The 22,458-nt window shown below is 43.2% G+C and carries 21 protein-coding genes; 7 read left to right on the top strand and 14 right to left on the bottom strand.

The features are described from left to right. Positions 1–81 precede the first annotated feature (81 nt). From ACO05V_RS15625 to ACO05V_RS15640, 4 genes are all read right to left on the bottom strand, one after another. Positions 82–522, bottom strand: coding sequence for an RbsD/FucU family protein (locus tag ACO05V_RS15625; protein ID WP_219701830.1), 441 nt, complete (start codon positions 520–522; stop codon positions 82–84). A 30-nt stretch (positions 523–552) separates the two neighbouring features. Next, positions 553–1,209, bottom strand: coding sequence for a substrate-binding domain-containing protein (locus ACO05V_RS15630; RefSeq protein WP_421853451.1), 657 nt, complete (start codon positions 1,207–1,209; stop codon positions 553–555). A gap of 12 nt (positions 1,210–1,221) precedes the next feature. After that, positions 1,222–1,740, bottom strand: coding sequence for a hypothetical protein (locus ACO05V_RS15635; protein WP_421853454.1), 519 nt, complete (start codon positions 1,738–1,740; stop codon positions 1,222–1,224). Positions 1,741–2,001: 261 nt separating this feature from the next. Beyond that, complete coding sequence (locus tag ACO05V_RS15640) at positions 2,002–3,108, bottom strand: GGDEF domain-containing protein (protein ID WP_421853457.1); 1,107 nt, start codon at positions 3,106–3,108, stop codon at positions 2,002–2,004. A gap of 363 nt (positions 3,109–3,471) precedes the next feature. Between ACO05V_RS15640 and ACO05V_RS15645 the strand changes: the two genes are divergently transcribed. Continuing rightward, the gene (locus tag ACO05V_RS15645) at positions 3,472–4,734 is read left to right on the top strand and encodes a hypothetical protein (RefSeq protein ID WP_421853460.1); all 1,263 of its coding nucleotides are present in this window, start codon (positions 3,472–3,474) and stop codon (positions 4,732–4,734) included. 152 nt (positions 4,735–4,886) lie between these two features. Beyond that, complete coding sequence (locus tag ACO05V_RS15650; RefSeq protein ID WP_421853462.1) at positions 4,887–5,108, top strand: hypothetical protein; 222 nt, start codon at positions 4,887–4,889, stop codon at positions 5,106–5,108. 22 nt (positions 5,109–5,130) lie between these two features. On the opposite strand, the gene soxR is transcribed toward ACO05V_RS15650, so the two are convergent. Continuing rightward, on the bottom strand, positions 5,131–5,580 hold the full coding sequence (soxR, locus tag ACO05V_RS15655; RefSeq protein ID WP_421853465.1) for a redox-sensitive transcriptional activator SoxR: 450 nt from the start codon (positions 5,578–5,580) through the stop codon (positions 5,131–5,133). 132 nt (positions 5,581–5,712) lie between these two features. On the opposite strand from soxR, the gene ACO05V_RS15660 reads away from it, so the two are divergent. Beyond that, the gene (locus tag ACO05V_RS15660) at positions 5,713–6,906 is read left to right on the top strand and encodes an MFS transporter (RefSeq protein ID WP_421853468.1); all 1,194 of its coding nucleotides are present in this window, start codon (positions 5,713–5,715) and stop codon (positions 6,904–6,906) included. 1 nt (position 6,907) lies between these two features. Continuing rightward, entirely contained in the window at positions 6,908–7,429 is a 522-nt protein-coding gene (locus ACO05V_RS15665) for an NADPH-dependent FMN reductase (protein WP_421853471.1), read from the top strand. A gap of 211 nt (positions 7,430–7,640) precedes the next feature. Here the strand turns inward: ACO05V_RS15665 and ACO05V_RS15670 are convergent, their stop codons facing one another. The 3 genes from ACO05V_RS15670 to gcvA form a co-directional block, all read right to left on the bottom strand. Continuing rightward, complete coding sequence (locus ACO05V_RS15670; RefSeq protein ID WP_421853474.1) at positions 7,641–8,984, bottom strand: MmgE/PrpD family protein; 1,344 nt, start codon at positions 8,982–8,984, stop codon at positions 7,641–7,643. Between the two features lie 152 nt (positions 8,985–9,136). Continuing rightward, the gene (locus ACO05V_RS15675; RefSeq protein WP_421853477.1) at positions 9,137–10,123 is read right to left on the bottom strand and encodes a tripartite tricarboxylate transporter substrate binding protein; all 987 of its coding nucleotides are present in this window, start codon (positions 10,121–10,123) and stop codon (positions 9,137–9,139) included. 151 nt (positions 10,124–10,274) lie between these two features. Further along, a complete protein-coding gene (gcvA, locus tag ACO05V_RS15680) occupies positions 10,275–11,156 on the bottom strand; it encodes a transcriptional regulator GcvA (RefSeq protein ID WP_421853480.1) in 882 nt (293 codons plus the stop codon). Between the two features lie 177 nt (positions 11,157–11,333). On the opposite strand from gcvA, the gene ACO05V_RS15685 reads away from it, so the two are divergent. Beyond that, on the top strand, positions 11,334–11,717 hold the full coding sequence (locus tag ACO05V_RS15685; protein WP_421853483.1) for an acyl-CoA thioesterase: 384 nt from the start codon (positions 11,334–11,336) through the stop codon (positions 11,715–11,717). A 106-nt stretch (positions 11,718–11,823) separates the two neighbouring features. On the opposite strand, the gene pcaF is transcribed toward ACO05V_RS15685, so the two are convergent. Genes pcaF through ACO05V_RS15705 form a run of 4 tightly spaced genes read right to left on the bottom strand, consistent with a single transcriptional unit; the run spans position 11,824 to position 17,995 of the window. After that, positions 11,824–13,029: a 3-oxoadipyl-CoA thiolase gene (pcaF, locus tag ACO05V_RS15690; protein WP_421853486.1), complete on the bottom strand. Its 1,206-nt coding sequence runs from the start codon at positions 13,027–13,029 to the stop codon at positions 11,824–11,826. Between the two features lie 23 nt (positions 13,030–13,052). Then, on the bottom strand, positions 13,053–15,098 hold the full coding sequence (locus tag ACO05V_RS15695; protein WP_421853489.1) for a 3-hydroxyacyl-CoA dehydrogenase NAD-binding domain-containing protein: 2,046 nt from the start codon (positions 15,096–15,098) through the stop codon (positions 13,053–13,055). Positions 15,099–15,107: 9 nt separating this feature from the next. Further along, complete coding sequence (locus tag ACO05V_RS15700) at positions 15,108–17,201, bottom strand: acetate--CoA ligase family protein (protein ID WP_421853492.1); 2,094 nt, start codon at positions 17,199–17,201, stop codon at positions 15,108–15,110. Continuing rightward, entirely contained in the window at positions 17,201–17,995 is a 795-nt protein-coding gene (locus ACO05V_RS15705; protein WP_421853495.1) for an enoyl-CoA hydratase/isomerase family protein, read from the bottom strand. The genes ACO05V_RS15700 and ACO05V_RS15705 overlap by 1 nt, the downstream gene beginning before the upstream one ends. A 688-nt stretch (positions 17,996–18,683) precedes the next feature. Here ACO05V_RS15705 and ACO05V_RS15710 point away from each other — a divergent pair. Together ACO05V_RS15710 and ACO05V_RS15715 are read left to right on the top strand one after the other, a co-directional pair. Next, positions 18,684–19,172, top strand: coding sequence for a tripartite tricarboxylate transporter TctB family protein (locus ACO05V_RS15710; RefSeq protein ID WP_421853498.1), 489 nt, complete (start codon positions 18,684–18,686; stop codon positions 19,170–19,172). Between the two features lie 9 nt (positions 19,173–19,181). Next, complete coding sequence (locus tag ACO05V_RS15715; protein WP_421853501.1) at positions 19,182–20,657, top strand: tripartite tricarboxylate transporter permease; 1,476 nt, start codon at positions 19,182–19,184, stop codon at positions 20,655–20,657. Positions 20,658–20,847: 190 nt separating this feature from the next. Here the strand turns inward: ACO05V_RS15715 and ACO05V_RS15720 are convergent, their stop codons facing one another. Together ACO05V_RS15720 and ACO05V_RS15725 are read right to left on the bottom strand one after the other, a co-directional pair. Next, complete coding sequence (locus ACO05V_RS15720; protein ID WP_421856990.1) at positions 20,848–21,540, bottom strand: substrate-binding domain-containing protein; 693 nt, start codon at positions 21,538–21,540, stop codon at positions 20,848–20,850. Further along, positions 21,540–22,265 carry an alpha/beta fold hydrolase gene (locus tag ACO05V_RS15725; protein ID WP_421853504.1) on the bottom strand — a complete coding sequence of 242 codons (726 nt, stop codon included), beginning with the start codon at positions 22,263–22,265 and terminating at the stop codon, positions 21,540–21,542. Before ACO05V_RS15725 ends, ACO05V_RS15720 begins: the two co-directional genes overlap by 1 nt. Between the last annotated feature and the right edge of the window lie 193 nt (positions 22,266–22,458).

The following is a 22,458-nucleotide window of genomic DNA, read 5'->3' on the forward strand; positions in this document are numbered from 1 at the left end:
AGTTAAACAGCTTAAAACTAAAAAACACAGGCCAACGAAAGCTGACCTGTGTTTTTTTACTACTTCGTTTTACGAAAAATATTAAGAAAAAATCACACCTTTCTTCAATAAAAAGCAGCCGTAACCTCGGCCTTCGCCAGTCACAACAAAAGCGTAGGCTTGTTTAGCCGCTTCGTAAAAAGCAAAGCGCTCTAACGAGCCCATTTCAGCGTTATCACTGTCAGCGGTTTTTAGTACAGCAGCGAACTCTTGCTGTACTTCTGGCATCACAGATTTGTCTTCGCCAACCACTTGCATACGCGTCACTGGTTGATCAACGAAAGTATCTAATGGCAATACCGATAAAATCGCCTTGGCAGCTTGAATGACATTCACGCCATCTAAGCGAATAACGGGTTTTCCAGCCGCCATAGAAGCCGCAGGAAAATTACGATCAACCAGTACAATGTCATCACCGTGTCCCATTGTGCGTAGCACGTTCAGTAATTCACCACTTAGCAAAGGATCTATATTTTTTAGCATTTCGCCCTCCCGTACTGTCTCATAAACACTTTAGTGTTGATTTTCTTTATTAAGCCGCGATGACACTCGATATTCCCCTGGCGTCATACTTAAGTTTTTGCGTGACACTGTGTACATGTATTGCACCGATGGATAACCACAGGTTCGGGCTATTTCATCGAACGGTAAATCTGTAGAAGTGATCAATTCACAGGCTCGATAAAATTTGGTCATGTGCAGTTGTTCGTGCATTGAGCAGCCAATTTCGTCGATAAAGCGGGTTTCTAGGTTAGTTCTTGATATTCCGATATAATCCACTACTTGCGCAACTTTCACTCCTCGACAGGCATTGTGACGAATAAAATGCATGGCTTGAATGACATAAGGATCGTTCAAAGCACGATAATCAGACGACTGTCTTTCGGTAATGCCAATTGGATCTACCACTACCAGTGAGTCTTCAACTGAATAACCTAATAGCATGCGATGCAGCATTTTTGCCGCTTCATAACCCATTTGCTTGCTGCCCTGCTCAACAGAAGACAAGGCGGTTCGGTTTAAGTACCTCGCCATGCTTTCGTTATCGATCCCAACAATGGCAACCTGTTCCGGCACGAGGATATTCAAATGATCACAGACTTGTAATAAATGACGTGCGCGGGAATCCGTGACGGCAATAATGCCAATGGGTTTAGGAAGATCAGTCAACCATGTTTCTAGCTAGTGTTGAGCAGTTTCCCAGATTTCAGCCGATGTGCAGAAACCTTGATGAACATGAGGTTCAAATCCGTCAGAGCGAACTTGCTCCACAAACGCATGCTCTCGCTCACTGGCCCAACGGCTGTAAACCGTACTTGGTAAGCCATAAAAAGCAAACTGAGGCAGCCCTTTGCGTTTCAAATGCTGAAACGCACAACGCACTAATGCCGCGTTATCCGTCGCCACATAAGGCAAACGAGGGTAATCTTTTTTATGATGATAAGAACCACCAACTGCCACGGTTGGAATACTGGTATCTTTTAAGATTTCTTCGACTTCTGGATTATCAAAATCGGCAATAATGCCGTCCCCTTTCCAATGCTTTAGCGCATCAAGGCGAGAGCGGAAATCATCTTCAAAGTAAACGTCCCAGTCACATTGCGCGGCTTGTAAATATTCGCCAATCCCCTCAATGACTTGTCGGTCGTAAACCTTATTAGCATTGAACACTAGATTAAGTCGATAGCGTTTCTCAAACATACAAAAGCGTCTCTAATTTTTATTATTTTTATCGGCTCAATCTTAACCTTAGAAGGCAAAATAGTACTAGGAAATGATAAAAATTAGCTGCGGTGGTTTCATGAGTCATTCCTTGTTATTTTTATTAAGTGAACGATCTCCTGATGGAGTGAGACGAATGTAAATCGATGGTTTGCTAAGCGGTATTATCTTTTTTTGTTTGTATGTAGCGTTTTTTATAAAACACCTTACTAAGAATCAAATAGAGAAAACAAAAAGGCTTTAGAGCTCAGGCGTATAAGCAAAAACCGTATTCCGTCCAGCCTGTTTGGCTTGATATAAACTGATATCAGAAAACCTAATCGCGTCATTAAAATCGACTTCAGGTGAGGTTTCACACAACCCAACACTTAGAGTAATAGAAATACTAATAGTGTTATGTTCGAACGGTGTTTTTTCTACGCGCTCACGAATCGATTCCAACAATTCGATAGCGTCTGCCTCACGAGTATCGGGAAGCAAAAGTAGAAACTCCTCACCTCCCCAACGTGCTAACGAGTCTTGTGAACGGATACAATCACTCAGGACTTTACTCGTATGTTTGAGTACCATATCTCCCACTTCATGACCAAATTCATCATTGATAACTTTAAATCTATCAATATCCAAAGTGGCAATCGTTGAAACATGATGAGTAAGTTTTATTTGCTGGTACTCTTTATTAAGTATTTTTTGGATTCCTCGACGATTAGGTAAGAGTGTCAAATAATCAAACTGAGCTTGGTGCTCATACTTCTCTTTCATAAACTTCAGACGCATAAATGAGTAATGACGCGCTGCTTCATAAAATCCAGAAAGTGCAACAATCGTTAAAAACACATAAATCAAACGTGTTTTAAATTCATACGAATATGTCGTTGCCAAAAACAGGTCATTTGGATAAAAAAGCATAAGCGACGCAATAACACTAAATGTAGCATTGGCGATAATGCCTTGCTTCAAACCTAAAAAAGCAAATGTTACTGAAGGAATAATATATATCCATAAAGGCCCGCTATTTTTTATTCCTCCGGCATAAATCAAATAAAAACCTAAAATATATAGAGCAATGATAGCCATACAGCGGGAAAAATTATGGTAATGACTGTAAAGAGAGGATTTTAAAATATAAAAGGTCAGCAGCAGCAAACCACTTACTAAAAATAGGCTAATCGCTAAACTATAAAGCTGGATAAAAAGACTGTTTATTGCTGTAAAAAAGGTAATAAGAGAGCCTATAAAACTAAAAAAACCGGCTAAAAAACTTTGCTGGTAGGCTTCTTCTATATTCAGATTTTTATCAATACTATATCTATAATAACGAATCAATTTTCTAAAAAAAAACGACATGCCTTAGCCTTTTCCTTGCTTAATGGTAGTAACACAGTAAACACCATGAACCAACAACACGACATCTTATAAATCATGGAAGATATCCATAAAAAATAAATCGAATAAGTCCGATTGTCTATACAATACTGATACTCTAAAAATATCTAATAATCAAATATTTAGTATAAAAAATCAGCTAACACCTGCTAGAAATCAAATAAAATACCCATTCATAAAAAGAGCATCCTGAGACATGGAATAGATAACACGACCTATTGCTGATTGCTTATAGATGCATCATTATTTAGCCCTAGCTGAGTATTGCTTTACATCACTCGCGTTTCGCAAAGACACCTAAAGGGCAAGGACAGTTCACACCTAATGAATCTACTCAAAAAATACACAGGCTGGTTTGTACTTGGCACATTAGTTTTTTACCTGTTGTCAGTTGCTCATTTCATCCCTTTACTCTTACCGACTCTACTGGCGTGGGGCGCGAATATCGCCATGTGGAACACTCTATCGAGAAGCGCAAGGCGCCAGATATCTTGGCTAATGGCAATTGGCATAGGGGCTTTGCTTTTTGCAGGATCACAAGGCACTTGGATGACTTGGCAACAAATTTTCGCGGTTAACCTGCCAATGTTAGCTATGTTTGTGGCGGTGTCTTTTTTAGATCTAACCAGCTCGACAGACGAAAAACGCCCCTTGCCAAAAGGTCTTAGTGCTATTTTTAATACCTCTGTAGGCGTGCAAGTTTTAGGCGCTGTGATTAACCTTTCGGTCATTATGGTGTTTGCGGACCGCATGAAAGGCGCAATCAAACTAACGCCTGTTCAGCAATTCATTTTGACCCGTAACTTTTCCGCTGCTGCTTGGTGGTCGCCCTTCTTCGTGGCAACAGGTGTGGCGATCATTTATGCGCCGGGAATGCAGTGGCAAAAAACCCTTATCCCCGGTGTTTTCATGGCTATAATCGCTATTATTTTCTCAACTATAGACGCTTACCGAAAAACAAAAGGCGCATTTTCTGGCTATCCGATTCGTAAGGAAAGCCTTTTCATTCCTATGTTTCTAGCATCCTGCGTCATACTGTTTCATTTTATCTGGCCAACAATCAGCATTTTGGTTCTTATTTGTCTTTTAGCTCCAACAGCCACGCTTTTGCTGATGCGCACAAACTCCAGACGAAAAAGCTTGTTCCATTTTGTAAACCACAAGCTGGCACAAATCGGCAGTCAATTTGCACTATTCCTAGCCGCTGGTATTTTCTCAAATGGCATTAGCGCGGTTATCTTGAGTTATCCGCAGCTCTTTAATTTAAAAAGCTTTACGTTTAGCCCGCTGCTTTTTTCCTTCGTCCTCGCTGCTATGATTACCGTTGGTTTAATCGGCATTCACCCAGTGGTGAGTATCGCCATTGTCAGCCCGATGTTATTGCCACTCAATCCCGATCCGACACAACTTGGCTTTTTGTTTTTAAGTGCTTGGGCTATCTCTGCCGGCAGTAGCGGATTAACAGGATTGGGACTATTAATGACCAGCCGCTATCAAATCCCCACCAAAACCATTGTTACTAATAGCGCGCACTATGCTGTTTTCATGTGGTTACTTTGCTCGCTTGTGAATGGGATTTTCTTGTAAATAAGATCATATTTACAATCCGATAACGGGCTTGCATACGCCTTCTATTAGTATGTTGACGGACAAAAAAAGAGAATGGGTTGAATTCTAAGTACTCCATCCGCATGGTAAGAAGCAAGACGCTAAACCTTTAGTTTAACGAAAGAGGAAGCATGAAAATGGAAGCTGACAATACTCACAAGCACAATCAAAGCATCGCCAACTTTGTCGCGATTAAAACCGCCATTGCCAATAATGAAGAAGCACGACTCAAAGAGTTACTTGCAGATCAAGCCATACCAGAACTTGAAAAAAGCTATCTCATCGACTTTGCCGAACTTAGCAATGATCCTGCAATCTTGAAAATAATCAAAGACATTCCAGTAGAGAAATAAGCGTTAACAAGTCGAATGGGGGCTATTCGGTCATCAGTCGTGGGCCGGTGCCTTTTTCGCCCAGCTCATCGTATGGGTTGAGAAGTCGGCACCTTTCAAGGGACAGACAACCACAGCCAATGCAATCGGCCATCATATTTTTCAGCTCGGTTAATTGAGTAATCTTTCTATCAAGCTCGCTTTGCCACCGAGAACCCAACGCCTCCCAATCTTCTAGAGTGACTCGGGTGCGATTTGGCAATCCTTCAAGCTCCAATAAAATGTCTTCCAAAGAAAATCCTGTCCGCTGAGCGACCTGAATAATAGAAACAACCCGAATGACATGCTTTGGATACTGCCTATGGTTAGATGTATTTCTTTGGCTCTTGATTAACCCTTTCCTTTCATAGAAATGCAAAGCCGACACCGATACGCCCGTCCTTTCACTTAACACGCCCACAGAAATCCACTCAGGAATAAGTTTTTTTTGCATTTTATGCTTGACCTCAACTTAAGTTAAGGTGTCAGAATAGCTATAAATCCAAGCTAGCTCAAGCCCAGTACTTAATAAACAGCTGAGAAAGCACTTGAGAAAATACCATCTACATTCAGAAAGAGAGCCTTAATGAAAACTAATCGATTAGAATCCAGAGCACTTTGCCTGCTGCTGATTTCCACACTGACTGTCATGTCCAATGCCACTATTGCTCCGGCGTTACCTGGTTTAGCGAATGAATTCTCAGGAACACCCTCAGCCGATTTTTGGGTAAAAATGCTATTACCAATCCCAGCTTTGTTTGTGGTGATTTTTGCGCCGATCTTAGGCTGGACAGCGGATAAGTTTGGTCGCCGAAATCAAATAATCATTGCGACTACCGTCTTTGCCATCGCCGGTGCTGCTGGTGCACAGCTGCAAGACTTAGAAGCCATTATTATCAGCCGAGCCATTCTGGGCATATGTGTCGCTGGACTTATGACCGCCGTAACGGCGTTAATAACCGATTATTATTCTGGTCCGAAAAGAAGCCAATTTATGGGACTGCAACAAGCTTTCTCTAATATTGGCGGTATTCTTTTTATCGTTACAGCGGGCTATTTAGCAGGCATCAGCGCTCGACTGCCTTTTTATATCTACGCCATTGCTATTCTATTGCTTCCGCTCATATTCCTTTCTATTCGTGACAGCAAGCAAACCAATCAGCCAAGCGATAACCAACAAGTCGATACTAATACCAACTGGAAACTACCGCTCATTGGCTGTTCTATTCTCGTTTTTTGCCACTTAGTCGTGTTTTATATCCTACCAACACAAATTCCATTTTTTATGGCAGATATTGGTATCACTGATCCAAGTAAATCAGGCTTTGCAATCGGAATGGGGACATTGATCGCCGCGATAACCGGCGTATTCTTTGGCAAGTTGGTCGCCAAAATCCAAAGCTATGGCGTCGCACTCATCGGCTTTATTGCCATGAGTATTGGCATGCTCGTGCTATCACAAGCCACATCGTTCAGCTTGGTGATTCTCGGTTGCGGCCTCATGGGCGCTTGCATGGGATTGGTGATGCCAAATTTCATGGTAAAAGGCATGGAACTTGTGCCAAGCCACAAACGCGGACTCGCATCTGGCGTACTGACCAGCAGCATCTTCATTGGGCAATTTGTTTCACCTTTTGTCACCTCAGCTCTTATCGCCAAATTGGGATACAGCGATTTTTACTTATTAGCAGGGGCTTTTACTTTGGTTCTGGCCATTGCAGGCGCAGCCACTCTGAAAAAACAATCTACTCTCACGACAAACGTCAATAAAGGAAACTAAAATGAAAGTACTGGCCTTCGGCACAAGCAACAGCAAAAACTCTATCAACAAGAAACTGGCTTTTTATGCTGCCCAGCAAATCAACAACGCAGACGTGTCGCTAATCGACATTCATGATTTTGAAATGCCCATTTACAGCGAGGACAGAGAAAAAGAGTCAGGCATTCCACAATTAGCGCACGACTTTTATAACGCCATTGGTTCGGCCGATAGCATCGTTATGTCATTCGCTGAATACAACGGTTCTTATACTTCGGCCTATAAAAACCTGTTTGATTGGACATCCCGAATAGACATGAAAGTATTTCAAAACAAACCCGTTCTCATGCTGTCCACTTCACCCGGCCCAAGTGGAGCACAAAGCGTTTTAGCCGCCGCACAAGCTTCAGCGCCCTACTTCGCTGCCAGCGTAATCGGCGCGATCTCGTTACCGAGCTTCTATGATAACTTTGGTGCAGAGAAAGGTACTGTCATCAATGAAACATTCAATCAGAACCTACTCGAGGCAATCAGTAAGCTTTAATCTTATTTAGCTTAATCAGAGTATATTTTCTCTGTTATTTGGACCACACAAAAACAAAAACGCTACGCATATTCAGTTAATTTAAAACATGCGTGGCGTTTGATGTTTAAGATAGATACTCATCCTCAGAAAACCTGACTGCTCTCTTTAAGCCTCTGAATGATGATTCAGAGGCTTTGATAAGATTGCCACCTATTCACTGCAACTAAGACTAACGTTTCTGTAGGCGAACGCTGTTCGGGACAACATTTTCTCGTAGTATCAAGTGCTCAAGGCGTGTTTTTTCTGAGTCATCCAAAATCCCCATGGTGAGTTCGTTAAACTTCTGAACCAGCTCATCGTCTGTTAAAGGATCTTCCGGATCCCCTTTACGGGTTTTCTGATGAAAGGAAAGTTCCTCGCCATTGGTAAGTTTGATAATGACGCGAGCTGAGCGAACGCCGGGATAAAGCTTGCTAAGCTCCTCGTCTCTATGAACAGAAACACGCTTGGCAAACTCTCGAATATCTTGTCGAGCCAAGGTTTCGTCATTAAAGGCTTCTAAGCGGACTTTTCCGGTCAAGCAATGGGCAGCGATACAGTATTGCAGACTAAAACGCGCTTGTTGTGCGTCTTGCGGGTTGGTTCTATCACACATTTTTTTCGTGGCATCGTAACCATAAACATCAATAGATTCGATGTCTTGATATCCAATATTGTGTGTTTTTAATAAGTTACCCACGCCATCTATTGCAGGGAAAATATGTCCGCAACAACCATGGTTTTTAATCGTCATACGAGTTATTGGTGTCCACTCATAGGAGCCAGCAAACGCTTTTTCCCAATTAACTGTGGCATCGGTTGTCGCATTCGCCCAACCAAACGGGCCACTTAAGCTGTCTATTGATGCCTTAACGCCAGCCAAGGCTGAATTACCAGCCAAAATGCCAGCCTGAGCAGCATGACCGGCATGAAGCGCTTTTGCTCCGCCCTCTCCTTGCAGGTTAGCCTGATGTCCGCCTGCAAAACTACTGGCAATACCAATGGCGTGCATCACTTGCTCCTGCGTGCCTTTTGCTAACAGCACACACGCCACGGCGGCGCCAATGGTGCCAACCGTTGACGTGGTATGCCAATACTTATAATGGGCAGGCTGAATAGCAAGAGACAAGCGGCAACCTACCTCGTAAGCACCAATAATAGCGCGATGTAAAACATCCAAAGACACATTGTTATGCTGGGCAATGGCTAAGGCAGCCGAAATGGTTGGGCTGCCGGGATGGTAACCGCCATCTTTAAAAATATCATCGAATTCAACAGTATGACTGGCGACACCATTCATAAAAGCAGAATAGCTAATCGATCTTGGCTCGCCATCAACATAAGAAAAGGCGTTTCCACTTGCTGATTCAATAAAGTGTTTGAGCTCTGTTGATGGAGAACAGACCGTGCCCGGCAAAGTGGTTGCGTACCAATCTAATATCGCTCTGCGAGTAGCCCAAGAAACGTCTTCAGAAAGTGGACATGTCAACCAATGGACAGCCAAATTAGATAATTGAATAATTGGATTTTCCACGAATACTCCAAAAAAATAGACATGTGAAATGTTTAGAGACCTTTGTACTAAGTCACAAAGATATAGGAAAAATTAATGCCTGCCTCATAATCATGAAGCAGGCATTAATAGCAGTAAGAATTACTGTGGTATCGAGAGGAAGTTACGCAACCTTATTTAATTACGCCAGCACGTTTCAAGTTGTATTCGGCAAGATCCGAAATACGCTTAGCCGCCGCTGTATATTCATCAGGTCCTAACCAAGAATCAATGACACCTGAGTTACGTGCGTATTCTTGGTAATCTTTATCTAGCATCGCTTTATGGAACGCATCAGAGATTTGTTCTTGGATGTCTTTTGGAATACCTTTTGGCCCAAATACACCACGTAATTGCACCCAGCTATTGTCGACTTTATAATCTTGATCAGAGAAGGTTTGAATATTGTCATAGCCATCTAGCTTAGTCATACCATGAACGCCCAAGCCTTTAATACGACCAGCATCAAAGAATGATTTAGCACCACCCAAACTAGACATACCTACATCAATATGACCACCTAGCAAGGCTGCGATGATATCTGGAGTCGAGTTAAACGCTACCCAGTTTAAATCAATACCTGCGGCTTGAGCGTACATGCTCATACTTATAAACTGTGTAGAACCGATTGGTCCAAAACCACCAACGTTAATAGTACGTTTTTTCGCAGCACCTTCGAGTTCTTTCAAATTGTTGATATCAGAATCGGCACGCACAAACATTAAGTTTTGATCTTCTTGAGTTGTGGCAATCCAAGAGAAATCATCTAAAGCAAATGTCCCTTTTAAGTTATCAACCATACCGGTAAAAGCCGTTAAGGTATTAATGCCTAATGTTTGCCCATCTGGTTTCGCTGAACGAACACGTGACATTTGAGCAGCGCCACCGCCACCAGGAGAGTTAACAACAATGATATTTTGCTTAATTTGAGGCTCTAAGGCTTTTGCTAGAGTTCGAATAAAGATATCGGATGAACCGCCTGCTTTAGTGTGCATATAAATGGTAACTGGCCCTGTCGGCCATTTATCTGCTGCTAATGCGCTAACGCTTATTACTGCAGCACACATTGTGACGGTAATTTTTTTGGTTAGTGATTTAAGATTGTTCGTTTTCAAGATCATAATCTTTCCTTCTTTCTTTCTTTTTATTAGGGATATGAAGAACAATGGAACTATCTCACTATAGTATGGTCTATAAAACTGAATATATGTAATGGCCGTCCTAACATTTTAGCATTGCTTAGATTTACTATTCGTTATTCACAATGGAGAGCTATTTCTCCATAGACTCCCTCATCCATTTAAGAAAAGTTAACAGTGTGTCGCTGGGCGCCACTTTATTCGACCAAATCAAATAGTAACTCTCTCCTGTTGTATGCGATTCAGGAAAAGGCGAAACCAGCTTACCCTTTGCTAGCATGCCTTCCACGAAAACTTTCACCGCTAACGCTACACCCATTCCCATCGCAGCCGCTTCATAAGCAGAGGAAGAATTATCAAAACGAATGCCTTTATGACTGTCTACTTTTACGTCACGAGACTTTAGCCAACCTTCCCAATCATGGTTTCGTGCCATTGAGTGTAATAAGGTGACGTTTTGTAAATCTTGTGGTGTCTGCAATGGATTGTTCGCTAAAAACTCTGGCGTACAAACAGGAATCAATTCAATATCTACTAATTTTTCTGCATGCAGTTCAGGCCATTTCCCATAACCAGACCGAATCGCAGCATCGATATTTTGTGTTTCGAAATCGACAGGAGCAAGAGAAGAAGATAAACGCACTTCTGTGGCCTCAAAACGCTTATGAAAGTCTGCCAATCTTGGGATCAACCAACGTTGCGAAAAAGTGGTATAAGATTGAATCGATAAAACATCTCGACGCCCTCTTCGAGATACTTTTCTTGCGGCATCAGCGATATCTTGAAAAGCACTGCTAATTCCCTCATACAACTCCTTTCCCTCATCCGTTAATTCAATTCCACGGTGCAAACGCTTAAATAACGCAACGCCAAAATAATCTTCTAGCACCTTAACCTGTCGACTCACCGCCACTTGCGATACATTTAAATCTTCGGCCGCTGCGGTAAGACTGAGTAACCTTGCGGCAGATTCAAATGCCTTAAGAGGATTTAGAGGAGGGAGAGGATACTTCATAATAGGTACCTTAAAGCCTGAGTAGAGAACAGAATATAACAATATTAGCTGCCATCATTAGCTATAACATTTTGTTAGTCAATAGAATTATTGTAAGGCTAACAGGCAAGCACTAAAAAACTTTTTACTCTAGAATAAATTTACTACAACCAACGCCTCACTCTACAGAGATCGACTATGTTTCATACCACAATAATAAAACCAAGATTTTCTGAAACAGATAAACTAGGACATATAAGTAATACGGTTTTTCCTGTTTGGATGGCGGAATCACGCTCTGACTTCTGCCGCTCTGCTCTTCAAATAACACAACCTTGGGTGGTTGCTAATATTTCTATCGATTTTAAAAATGAAGTACTTCATGGTGATGATGTTGTCGTCAAAACTTGCGTAGAACGCATCGGCGGTAAGTCAGTGACTTTTTACCAGGAAATGTTTCAATATGAAAAACGTTGTGTCGTCGGACGTACAACCGTTGTATGCATAGACAAAGCGACAAAGCAATCTTGTTCGTTAAACAACAGCGACAAGGAAAAACTCCAACCCTATCTAGTCATGTAAACCTATTAGTTGTGTAAACCTATTTTAGAAAGGAACACTTAGACTAAAAAAGCCAGCCCAAAGGGCTGGCAAACTTAGTTCTAACCACGACTGAGCAGCGTGGTTATTACACTCGTTCTATAATCAGAGCAATACCTTGACCAACACCAACACACATACTGATCAATGCATAACGTCCAGATGTCTTTTCTAGCTGATTAATAGCTGTCGTTACTAAGCGAGCGCCTGATGCGCCCAGTGGATGCCCGATGGCAATCGCACCACCATTTGGGTTCACTCGAGCGTCATCGTCTTTTAAACCAAGCTGACGTGTTACGCCAAGTGCTTGTGCGGCAAACGCTTCATTCAGCTCAATCACATCCATTTGCTCAAGAGTAAGATTGGTTTGCGTCAATACTTTCTTAATGGCTGGAACGGGTCCCATGCCCATCACTCTTGGCGGTACACCCGCGACAGACATGCCAACTACTTTAGCTCTTGGCGTAAGATTGTAGTCTTTCACCGCTTGCTCATTCGCCATCAACAAAGCACAAGCACCGTCATTAATACCGGATGCATTGCCCGCCGTAACTGAGCCATCAGACTTAGTCACACTGCGCAATTTCGTTAACGCTTCTAACGTCGTCTGTGGACGAGGATGTTCATCTTTAGCAACGGTCACATTTTCTTTTTTAGGGACAGAAATAGTGACAGGAAACACTTCATTTTCGAAGAAGTTTGCTTCACTAGCCGCAGCCCAGCGCTGCTGACTACGCAATGCAAAAGCATCTTGATCTTCTCTGGAAACAACTTCTTCTTCGGCAACGTTTTCTGCTGTCTGCGGCAATGCATCCACACCATAAAGTGCTTCCATTGCTGGATTCACTAAACGCCAGCCAATGGTCGTATCTTCTAGAGCTTGGCCTCTATCGAATGGTGTCATGGCCTTTTTCATCACATAAGGTGAACGACTCATACTTTCGACACCACCAGCGATAATCAAACTTGCTTCGCCAAGGCGCAAAGTACGAGCCGCGGAACCTACCGCATCAAGTCCTGAACCACATAGACGATTTACCGTTAAGCCCGGAACAGTCTCCGGCAAACCAGCTAAAAGGCCAGACATACGGGCGACATTGCGATTGTCTTCACCCGCTTGGTTAGCACAACCGTAAACAACATCATCGACTTTCGACCAATCGACCGAAGGATTGCGTTTCATTAATTCTTTGATCGGTAAAGCACCAAGATCATCAGTACGAATAGACGACAAACCGCCCATAAAACGACCAAACGGAGTACGTATCGCATCACAAATGTAAGCTTCTGACATATTTCTCACCATTAATTTTGTTGTTATTTCTTTAGTGTCTGTAACTTGCCCGCTTGGTGTCCCTTACCATTTACGTCAGCAAGATGAGCCATTAACGCTGCCAACTCATCGGTAGGCATGTGACGAGCAATAAAGACTGGGCCGCCTTTCCAGCGAGGGAAGCCGTAACCATTAGTCAAAGCAATATCAATCTCTTCTGGGGTTTCGCACACTTGCTCTTCAAGAAGCAATAAAGATTCGTTGATCAAGCTGCCAATCACACGCTGCTGAATTTCTTCATCTGTAAACGCTTTAGCAACGATGCCTTTTTCTCGACGATAAGCAGTTAGCAGCTCTGCAATAAAAGTATCGGATTCTGGTTTACCATTGTCGCCATATTGATAATAACCACTGCCCGTTTTGCGGCCCAAGCGCCCGGCTTCACAGATTCGGTCTGGAATTTCAACATAGCGAGACAAATGACGCGTGTCTTTCGTCTGTTCGCGCATGCGCCAAGCAATGTCCAAGCCAGACATATCAGCCACTTTAAACACGCCCATGGCAAAACCATAAGATTCTATTGCTTGATCTATTTGCTCTGGGCTAGCGCCCTCTTCCATTAGGAACTCGCACTGGCGTCGGTAAGCCGCATACAAACGGTTACCCACAAAGCCCCATGCATTTTTTGTCGTAATGGCTTTTTTGCCAAGCTTTTTCGCAAAAACCATCGCTTTATTAAAGGTTTCTTGACTGGTTGAAGCGATTTTCACCACTTCCAATAACGACATGATATGAGCTGGACTGAAGAAATGCAGACCCAAAACCCGTTCGGGATGTTGAATATCAGCAAAAATCTCATCCACATCAAGGTATGACGTATTTGTTGCCAACAAAGCATCAGCACGAACGATATTTGCTAAATTACTAAACAAGGATTTTTTCGCGTCTAAACTTTCAATAATCGCTTCAACGGCAAGATCCACATCTTTAAGAAGATTCAGATCCGACGAAGTATGAAGTTTATTCAAACACTGAGCTTTTTTATCTTCTGTTAGTTTGCCGCGCTTAACCGCACCATCCAACTCAGACAAAATTCTTGCTTTGCCTGCTTCAAGCGCTTGCTCATTGATCTCAACCAGAAAGACTTCATAGCCAGACATAAGCGCATTCAAACAAATACCGCTGCCCATTGTGCCAGCGCCGATGACACCAACTCGTTCAATGGGCGAGTCTGTTGCTGTTTTTTTGCCTAAGCCATTTTCGACGAAAAACAAATAACGCAAAGCCTGAGCTGGCAGGCTACCACGAAGCTTTAAGAAAGTTTCACGTTCCAACGCCACACCATCAGCAAAACTCAAGCTGGATGTTTTGGCTAGTAAATTTGCCGCGGCGTGAGCCGATGGCAAGCCTCTTGAACGTTTTAGTAAGCCTTTTGATTGAGTTGCAAAGTCATCATGGTCGTAACCAGGAATATTGCGCTCACTAAGGCGTTGCTTAGACACAGGTGTCTCTAAAGCAGAAAGAAGCTGAATCACCTCATCGATCGAATCCTGGCTGATAAGTGTGTGAATAAGACCACGGTTTAGGGCCTCTTCTGCACTAATTGGCTTACCTGAAACAACCATATCCAAAGCGTGTAACATACCAATAGCACGAGGCAAGCGTTGCGTGCCACCTGCGCCCGGCACTATGCCAACAGACACTTCGGGAAGCCCCAATTTCGCCCCTTTAACGGCGATTCGATAGTCACTTGCCAATGCCAATTCAAGGCCACCGCCAAGGGTAAAACCCTTGACGATAGCAACAACTGGTAACGGAAACTGTTCAATAGCCTGAGTCACTTGAGGCAAGGTTGGCTCAGTCGGCTCGTTTTCCAATTCATTCAAATCGGCGCCAGCCATCAAGCAACGGCCTTCACCTTGCAGAATGACCCCATCAACAGCGTCAACATTGACTTGTGCCAAACGCGCCAAAATGCCTTTTCGCACAGCATCCGTACTGGCGTTGACGGGTGGATTATTAATGGTCACCACGGCAAAATTTTGAACTATTTGCAGTGATACAGGATACTGATCGATAAGTTGCGTCATAGCCCCTCCTTATTTGTTCTCTTCAAGAACAATAACTGCGTCTGCTGCGACAACACCTGATCCCGCTTTCAACACAAACAATGGGTTGATTTCAGCCGTCACAAGTCGATCACCTAAGCTGGCAATAAAGTTGGAGAAGTTTACGATCACTTCTGCAAGCGCTTTCGTATCTCGCAATGCGGCACCACGATAACCATCTAGAAGTGGCCACGAAGTAAGATCTCGCATCATACTTTCTGCTTGTTTCAGGCTTAGCCCTTTGCCTTTTTCTAGCAAACGAATCGTCGTATCTTTATACAATTCAGCCGCAACACCACCAGCACCCAATAAAATTGAAACACCAAGTGCGTCTCGGTTTGCGCCGAGAATCAACTCGTAGCCACCAGATACCATTTCTTCAATCAGGAATGTTTCAGGCTCATTGCCAGTATGTTTAGCAACCGCTTGCTTCATTGCAGTTAGCGCATTGGCGATGGTCGTTTCATCTTGGAACAAAGCTACGCCGCCGATATCACTCTTGTGCATTAGATTGGCATCAAGCACTTTTAAAACAACAGGTGCTTTCAATGCTTTCACGGCTGCCAAGGCATCGGCTTCATTTTTAACCACTCGGCTCTTCGGTACACTAATACCTGCGCTGCTAAAAAGTGCTTTTGCCTGAACTTCGTCAAAACTACTGTCACTAAAAGCAGGGGCCGCAGAAACCACTGCTGCCGCTTTATCGTCTAATGCCGCCAATGCTTCTGGACGAACACGATACAAAGCTTCCAATCCCGCACTGCAACTTTCAGGAGAAGTAAAACTTGGAATCCCGGCTTTATTAAGACGCTGCAAAGTATCAGGTGCATTTGGACTAACATAAGTAATAACAGGTTTATCGCTGCAAGGTAGGCAATCCTGAATCGCACTTACCACAAGATCTGGCATCGCCAAACCGGAAGAACCAATAATCACCACCAATGCATCGTAGCTTTTACTTTCTAACAAGATAGTAATGGCTTTACGCAGCAAGTCTGGCTGTAGGCCCGCCAAGGTTACGTCAATTGGGTTACGGTCAAGAACGGTTGGCGTATCGCCTTGAATAGCACGCAAGCGCTCAGCGGTATCTTCATCAGGTACAGGCGTTTCAAAATCCACCATACCCAAGGCATCTGATACCAATGTACCGGCACCACCAGTCGAAGTAAGAATAGCCACTCGACGGCCATGCATAATGCGGTCATTGGTTAAAGCTGCTGGGATATCAATCAGCTCGTCAAATGTATTAGCACGAATCACACCTAGTTGTTTAAAGAAGGCGTCATAAACGTTGTCTTCACCGGCAAGCGCACCAGTATGAGAACTCGCAGCACGAGCACCCGCTTCAGAACGGCCAATTTTAAAAGCAACAATAGGTTTACCAGCACGGCTCGCCTTTAATGCTGCTTCGCGGAAACGATCTGGATTACGAATGGTTTCAAGGTATAAAGCGATGACTTTAGTATGTTCATCGTCTACCAAGTATTCCACAAAGTCAGACACTTCTAGGTCCACTTCGTTACTGGTTGATACCAAAGAAGATAAACCAATGCCTTTGCCTGCGGCACGAGACAATAAAGCCCCTAATACACCACCACTTTGAGAAACAACGGCAATGTTACCCACTGGCAAATCAGCCACTTCTAGTGCCCCACTGGCAGACAGAGGAATTTTGTTCGTTAGGTTAATAAGACCAATCGTGTTTGGCCCAAGAATGCGCATATCACCAGCAGCATCAAGCAACTCTTGTTGCATATTCAGGCCATCGTCACCAGCTTCGGCAAAACCACTCGCCAAAACAACCGCGGCTTTACAACCTAGCTTGCTTAAAGAGCGAACGGCATCAATGCTTCTTTTCGCGCCCAACAATACCAAAGCAACATCCGGTGCCGCTGGAATATCATCAATGGATTGGTAACATTTCAGCCCTTGAATTTCAGTGGCTTTTGGATTCACTGGGTAAATGTCCCCTGTAAAGCCATGTTTTAGTAAATAAGAAACTGGGCGACCAGAGGTTTTACTTGGATCAGCAGAAGCACCAATTACCGCGACACTTTTTGGGTTTAACAAGGCGTCCATATGCATTATTTATCTCCTGCTGCGCGATCAAGAAAAGCTTGAACAGACTGACGATGCTCAAAAGAGGTATAACAAATACCTTGAGCTTTACTACCTTCAGCGAACACTTGGTGCTCCGACATCTCGTAGCTTTTATTCAGAATGGATTTAGTTAACGCAATAGCCGTTCTTGAACCACTGCTCATTTCTTCGGTCATTTCAATTGCCTTATCAAGCAGCTCATCAGATTCACAAATTCGATCTGCAATACCTAATTCCAAAGCTTCTGTCTGCGCCACTTTACGGCCACTGAAAATCAAATCTTTGGCTTTACTTAAACCAACGCGACGCGGTAGGAAGTATAAACCGCCGCCATCAGGAACAAGACCACGGGCGATATAAGCCCATGTAAAACTGGCGTAAGGTGCAGCAACAATAAAGTCACAAGACAAAGCAAAGTCAGCACCAAGCCCCGCTGCCGCGCCGTTTACCGCGGCAACAGTAGGAATAGGTAAATTAAGCAGTAAGCTGGCAGCATAATGAACGCCTTGCTGACGATCCCAACCATTAAAACCTACCGTCGATAAATCTGCTTCCATTCTAACTTTCATGCCCGCAATGTCACCGCCAGCACAAAAACCTTTACCTTCACCTGTTACCACTAAGGCTTTGATATTTTTATCTGAACGGATATTAAGAAGATGCTGCACAAGCTCCGCGCGCATCGCATCGCTCATGGCGTTGCGTTTTTCTGGACGGTTGAGTGTAAGTATTGCAATGTTATTCTTGGTTTCAAACTTAACCAGAGGTGACTGACTCATAAATAGCCTCGTTTATTTTAAAATTATTTATTTTTGAGGAAGGCCAGAACAAAGTCTGACCAAAGAACCATTCAATTGTTGATTGAAACACGCACAAGTCGCAATTGAGCATCCATTAACACAAACCTAACTAAATGTTAGTCAAAAAAAGTATTCGAAATGACTCTTTAAAATAAAAACAAATCCTCCTAAGATCCCTCCCAACAAAAGCTGTGGCCTAACCTAATAAATAGTTAGTTTTGTCCTTTAACCTCTTGAGTCATAGTAATTGAGTACTTATGGCAAGAACTAGGGAAGGTGCGAACAAGTCCTCTTGCCTCAGCATGTAGATAAAAGCCTGTTATTCGAGGCGAGTGCCGAATGTGAATAGTGGTTCTATTTTCGAGGTGCTCAACAAAGAATACAGGCTTTTAGACCATGCCCTGCGGGTCTTTCAGAGAAAACGCCACATGTCGTTGCGACTCTTTGAAAGGTACCTACATTCCTTCAGAGTCGCGCCTTATTTGACGATTTCTCTGAAAGACTGAGGCTTAGTAGACTTATTCGCACCTTCCCTAGAACAACGGAATGACCCTAATTCCATAGCCATTTGAAAAACAATAATAATTCGATTGTCTGTTACCCAAGTCGCCTTTTCAGATTACATGCTGAATAGACAAAGATGGGTTAGGAGATAAAGAGGACTAAAATGAAAAAAATAAATGACACACACACCTCAGACCATCAATTTAGGCTGCCTTTCAGTGTATTAGAGGTCATTATCAGTGTCGCTGTACTGATTATTGGCATCTTTTATCTAATTGAAACATTACCTTTAGCATCTATGGCATCTGGCTCTCAAGTGGGACCTGGAGGCTTTCCTTTAGGAATTGCCATCATCACGGTAACACTTACCTCTCTGCTGCTTATAAGCAGTGTGATTAAGCTTATAAAACAAACTGATTCACATCATGTGACTTTCCACCGTTTTATCTATGTGCTGATTAGTACTGGCATCATTGTATTAATCGGTGGCAATTTAGAATCACTCGGGGCATTTTTCGGCACATGGATAATGGCCACAGGCATCATGTTTTGCTGCGGAGAAAGAGGTCTACGACTGTTTATTCTCCCACCTTGCATTGGCGCAGCTATTTACGTCATTTTTGTCATCGCCCTTGGCGTTTACTTTCCATAGGATGTAATCATGTTTGATAATTTAGTAATGGGGTTTCATGCGTTTGCTGATCCCTATGTTTTTCTAGGGCTATTAGTCGGTGCATTTTTAGGTTATCTAATTGGTGCTATTCCAGGCTTAGGACCAACTTTAGGTGTCTCACTTCTTATTCCGTTCACCTACAGCGTAGACCCTCTTGTCGCTGTGGTAACACTCGTATCACTTTACGCAGCAGCGGAATACGGCGGCGCAATCTCCGCCATACTAATTAACTCTCCTGGTACAGCGGCAGCGGTTGCTACCTCCTGGGATGGTTACCCTCTTACTCAAAAAGGGAAAGCTGGGGTTGCTCTTAATATTTCCATTATCTCGTCTGGTATTGGTATTTTAGTAAGCACCATTTTGCTTTTCTTCACAGCAGTGCCATTGTCTGAGTTTGCCTTAAACTTTGGTCCCGAGGCTTACTTCTCTCTTGCATTAATGGGACTGAGTTTAGTATCTATTTTTGCTTCAGGTTCGCTTTTAAAAGGCGGCATTGCGATGATGATAGGTTTAGGCTTAGCAACCATTGGCTTAGATGCACAAACTGGCGTGCCACGCTTTGCTTTTAATCCTGAATTCTTTGAAGGCTTACCTTTAGTACCTGCTTTACTAGGTCTATTCGCCTTGTCTGAAGTGTTGTTCATGATTGAACAATCCCGTCAGGCACCGCATAAGAGCAGCACCATGAGTGGAATTTTTGTTGTGCCATTCAGCGTCTACTACAAGTTAAGATATACTTTGTTGCGCAGCTCTCTTATTGGCTACATCATCGGTATCATTCCTGGTGCAGGTGCTTCTATTGCTTCATTCTTATCTTATGGTGTCGCAAAGCGCGTATCAAAAACACCTGACGAATTTGGCAAAGGCAGTGTAGAAGGTATTTCAGCGTCTGAGTCAGCGAATAATGCTGCCGTTTCTGGTGCGCTTGCCCCTCTGCTTGCTTTAGGTATCCCCGGCTCACCAACCACAGCGATTATTATTGGCGCCTTGATGATTCATGGCATTCAACCAGGGCCATTATTGTTCACAATGAACCCTGAAGTGCCATTCACCATCTTTGCTTCACTATGGATTAGTGTGCCAATCATGATACTAATCGGTCTTCTCGGGGCAAAATATTGGGCAAAAGTCGCAGATGTACCGCGTTCCATTCTAGCGGCTATCGTGACTTGCATTTGTTTAATGGGCGCTTATTCTTCCGAAAACTCCATGTTCCCTGTCTATATTACGATTGCGTTCGGCTTGCTTGGTTATATTTTCCGCAAAGCGGATATTCCACTAGCACCTATCGTATTGGCATTGGTATTGGGTGAAATGCTTGAAACGAACTTCCGTCGTGCTGTGGTTATCTCTGGTGGAGACTATTGGGTCTTCTTCCAAAAACCACTGTCACTAATCTTACTTTCTGTGGCTATTATTTCTTTCCTAATACCTTTTGTTAAATGGATTAGAAGCAAAATTTAACCCTTTAATTCAGGTCATCTTCTACCAAAGATGACCTGAATTTTTCCTTCTTGTGCCCTTTCCGTCTCATCCAATCTATTATTTTTCTTTCCCTAAATCTCACACTGATTTAAATCCACAACAAAAATCTACCAAACCTTTTTTAAAAAGATTCGGTTGATCATTGCGAAATACTTGAAATGATAGGAAATTAACAGATTGGAGTTAATCCATGAGCGCGTAAAATAGACGAACTTGATACAGAACAAATTTCATCTGCGAGCGAATTTAAAGAGATTGAAGTTTGAGAATGCGGAACAGCAACCAGTGTGAGCCATGTGTCATTGCGTGCTAAATCGGTCAGCTTGTCAATAATCTTGATTCCCTGCACATCTAACAATTCGGCTTTTTGCTGAAAACCAATATCAACAAGCCCTTCAGCCACAGCAGCTCCAACCGAACGATCCGAGAACTCCACCACCTTATCTACTGAACCACCTTTCCGTAGAAGCTTAGGCAGCAATTCATCACGAAAAAAACGTCCACTACCAGCCGTGGAAATACCAATGGAAGAAGCCTTTAACAAGGCCTGCCATAAATTCTCATCCGATGATAAATCTGGCAATTGAGATGCTTGAGAAACGCAAAAAGCAACTGTAGAGGCAAAAATTGGAACAGCCACCCCCTTCAAGTGACCTGCTACAATTGCCTTGTGCGCCAAAGCCATAGGGAGAATAACAAAGTCAGCAGAATAATCTTGCTCGATTCGACTGGTGATACTGGTAGACGATACGCCCGTAGCCGGCCCATACTCGAACACGTACTGTCCTTCCATTCTCTTGGCAAATTCATCTAACGCAGAAGAGAATGCCGCTGGCGCTAAAATACGCGCCGGGCTATTCATCACAACATTCGCTCAAGTAAGGCAACAACAGCATCTGGATCATCAATCATAGGATCATGGCCGCAATTTTCCATTACCAGCGTTTCCCAAGTTGGATCTTTTTGGCAACGCTCAAGTGCCGCATCAAAACGTGGCTGCGGAAACAACGGAGCACGAACATAAAGTTTTTTCGCGACTCTTTCACGTGCACCAGTCAGCTCAAGTACTTGAAAAGACACACCTATTGGTTGTTGTGTAATTTTAGAATCAACCCATTTGGCATCTTCTGGAGACTGAATTTTAAGCGCGGCTGAGGTTGGACCTGGACGGGAAACATCGCCTCGTTGGTGAGCCTCTTCAAAGGCCACCATCTGCTGTTCGTTCAGAAAGTCCATACCGCGTTGACCATTATCAGGAAGAAATGCATCCAAATAGACAATAGCAGACACACGACCCTCAAGTTTTTCAATTGCACCACTCACCACCCAGCCAGAGTAAGAATGACCCACAAGAACTACGTCCGTTAAACCTTCCCACTTCACCACGTTGACTACATCGTCTATGTGAGTTTGTAGGCTGATATCAGCACTCATTAAATGTGAACGCTCGCCTAACCCCGTCAATGTAGGTGTAAAAACCCGGTGACCCTTAGCGTGTAACTGGTCTCTAACCCTTTTCCACATCCATCCACCATGACCTGCACCATGAACCAAAACAAAATCACGCCCATTATTTGCACTTACCATTTCAACTCCTTGTTGTTTTTATATTGGTGCCAACCTTAATTAAAAAGGTTCACACTGAGAGCGACGGCATTCAAGTAAACCTATAAACACCGTCAAGGTTGATAAATCAGTTTAAAATGATGATTTGCAGGTAACAACAAATGATAGAGTGGCTAACCCATCAATTTGTTTGCCTGAACCCAACAATTGATCA

This window comes from Marinomonas sp. (assembly GCF_965225885.1).
In the GTDB taxonomy this organism is placed as follows: domain Bacteria; phylum Pseudomonadota; class Gammaproteobacteria; order Pseudomonadales; family Marinomonadaceae; genus Marinomonas.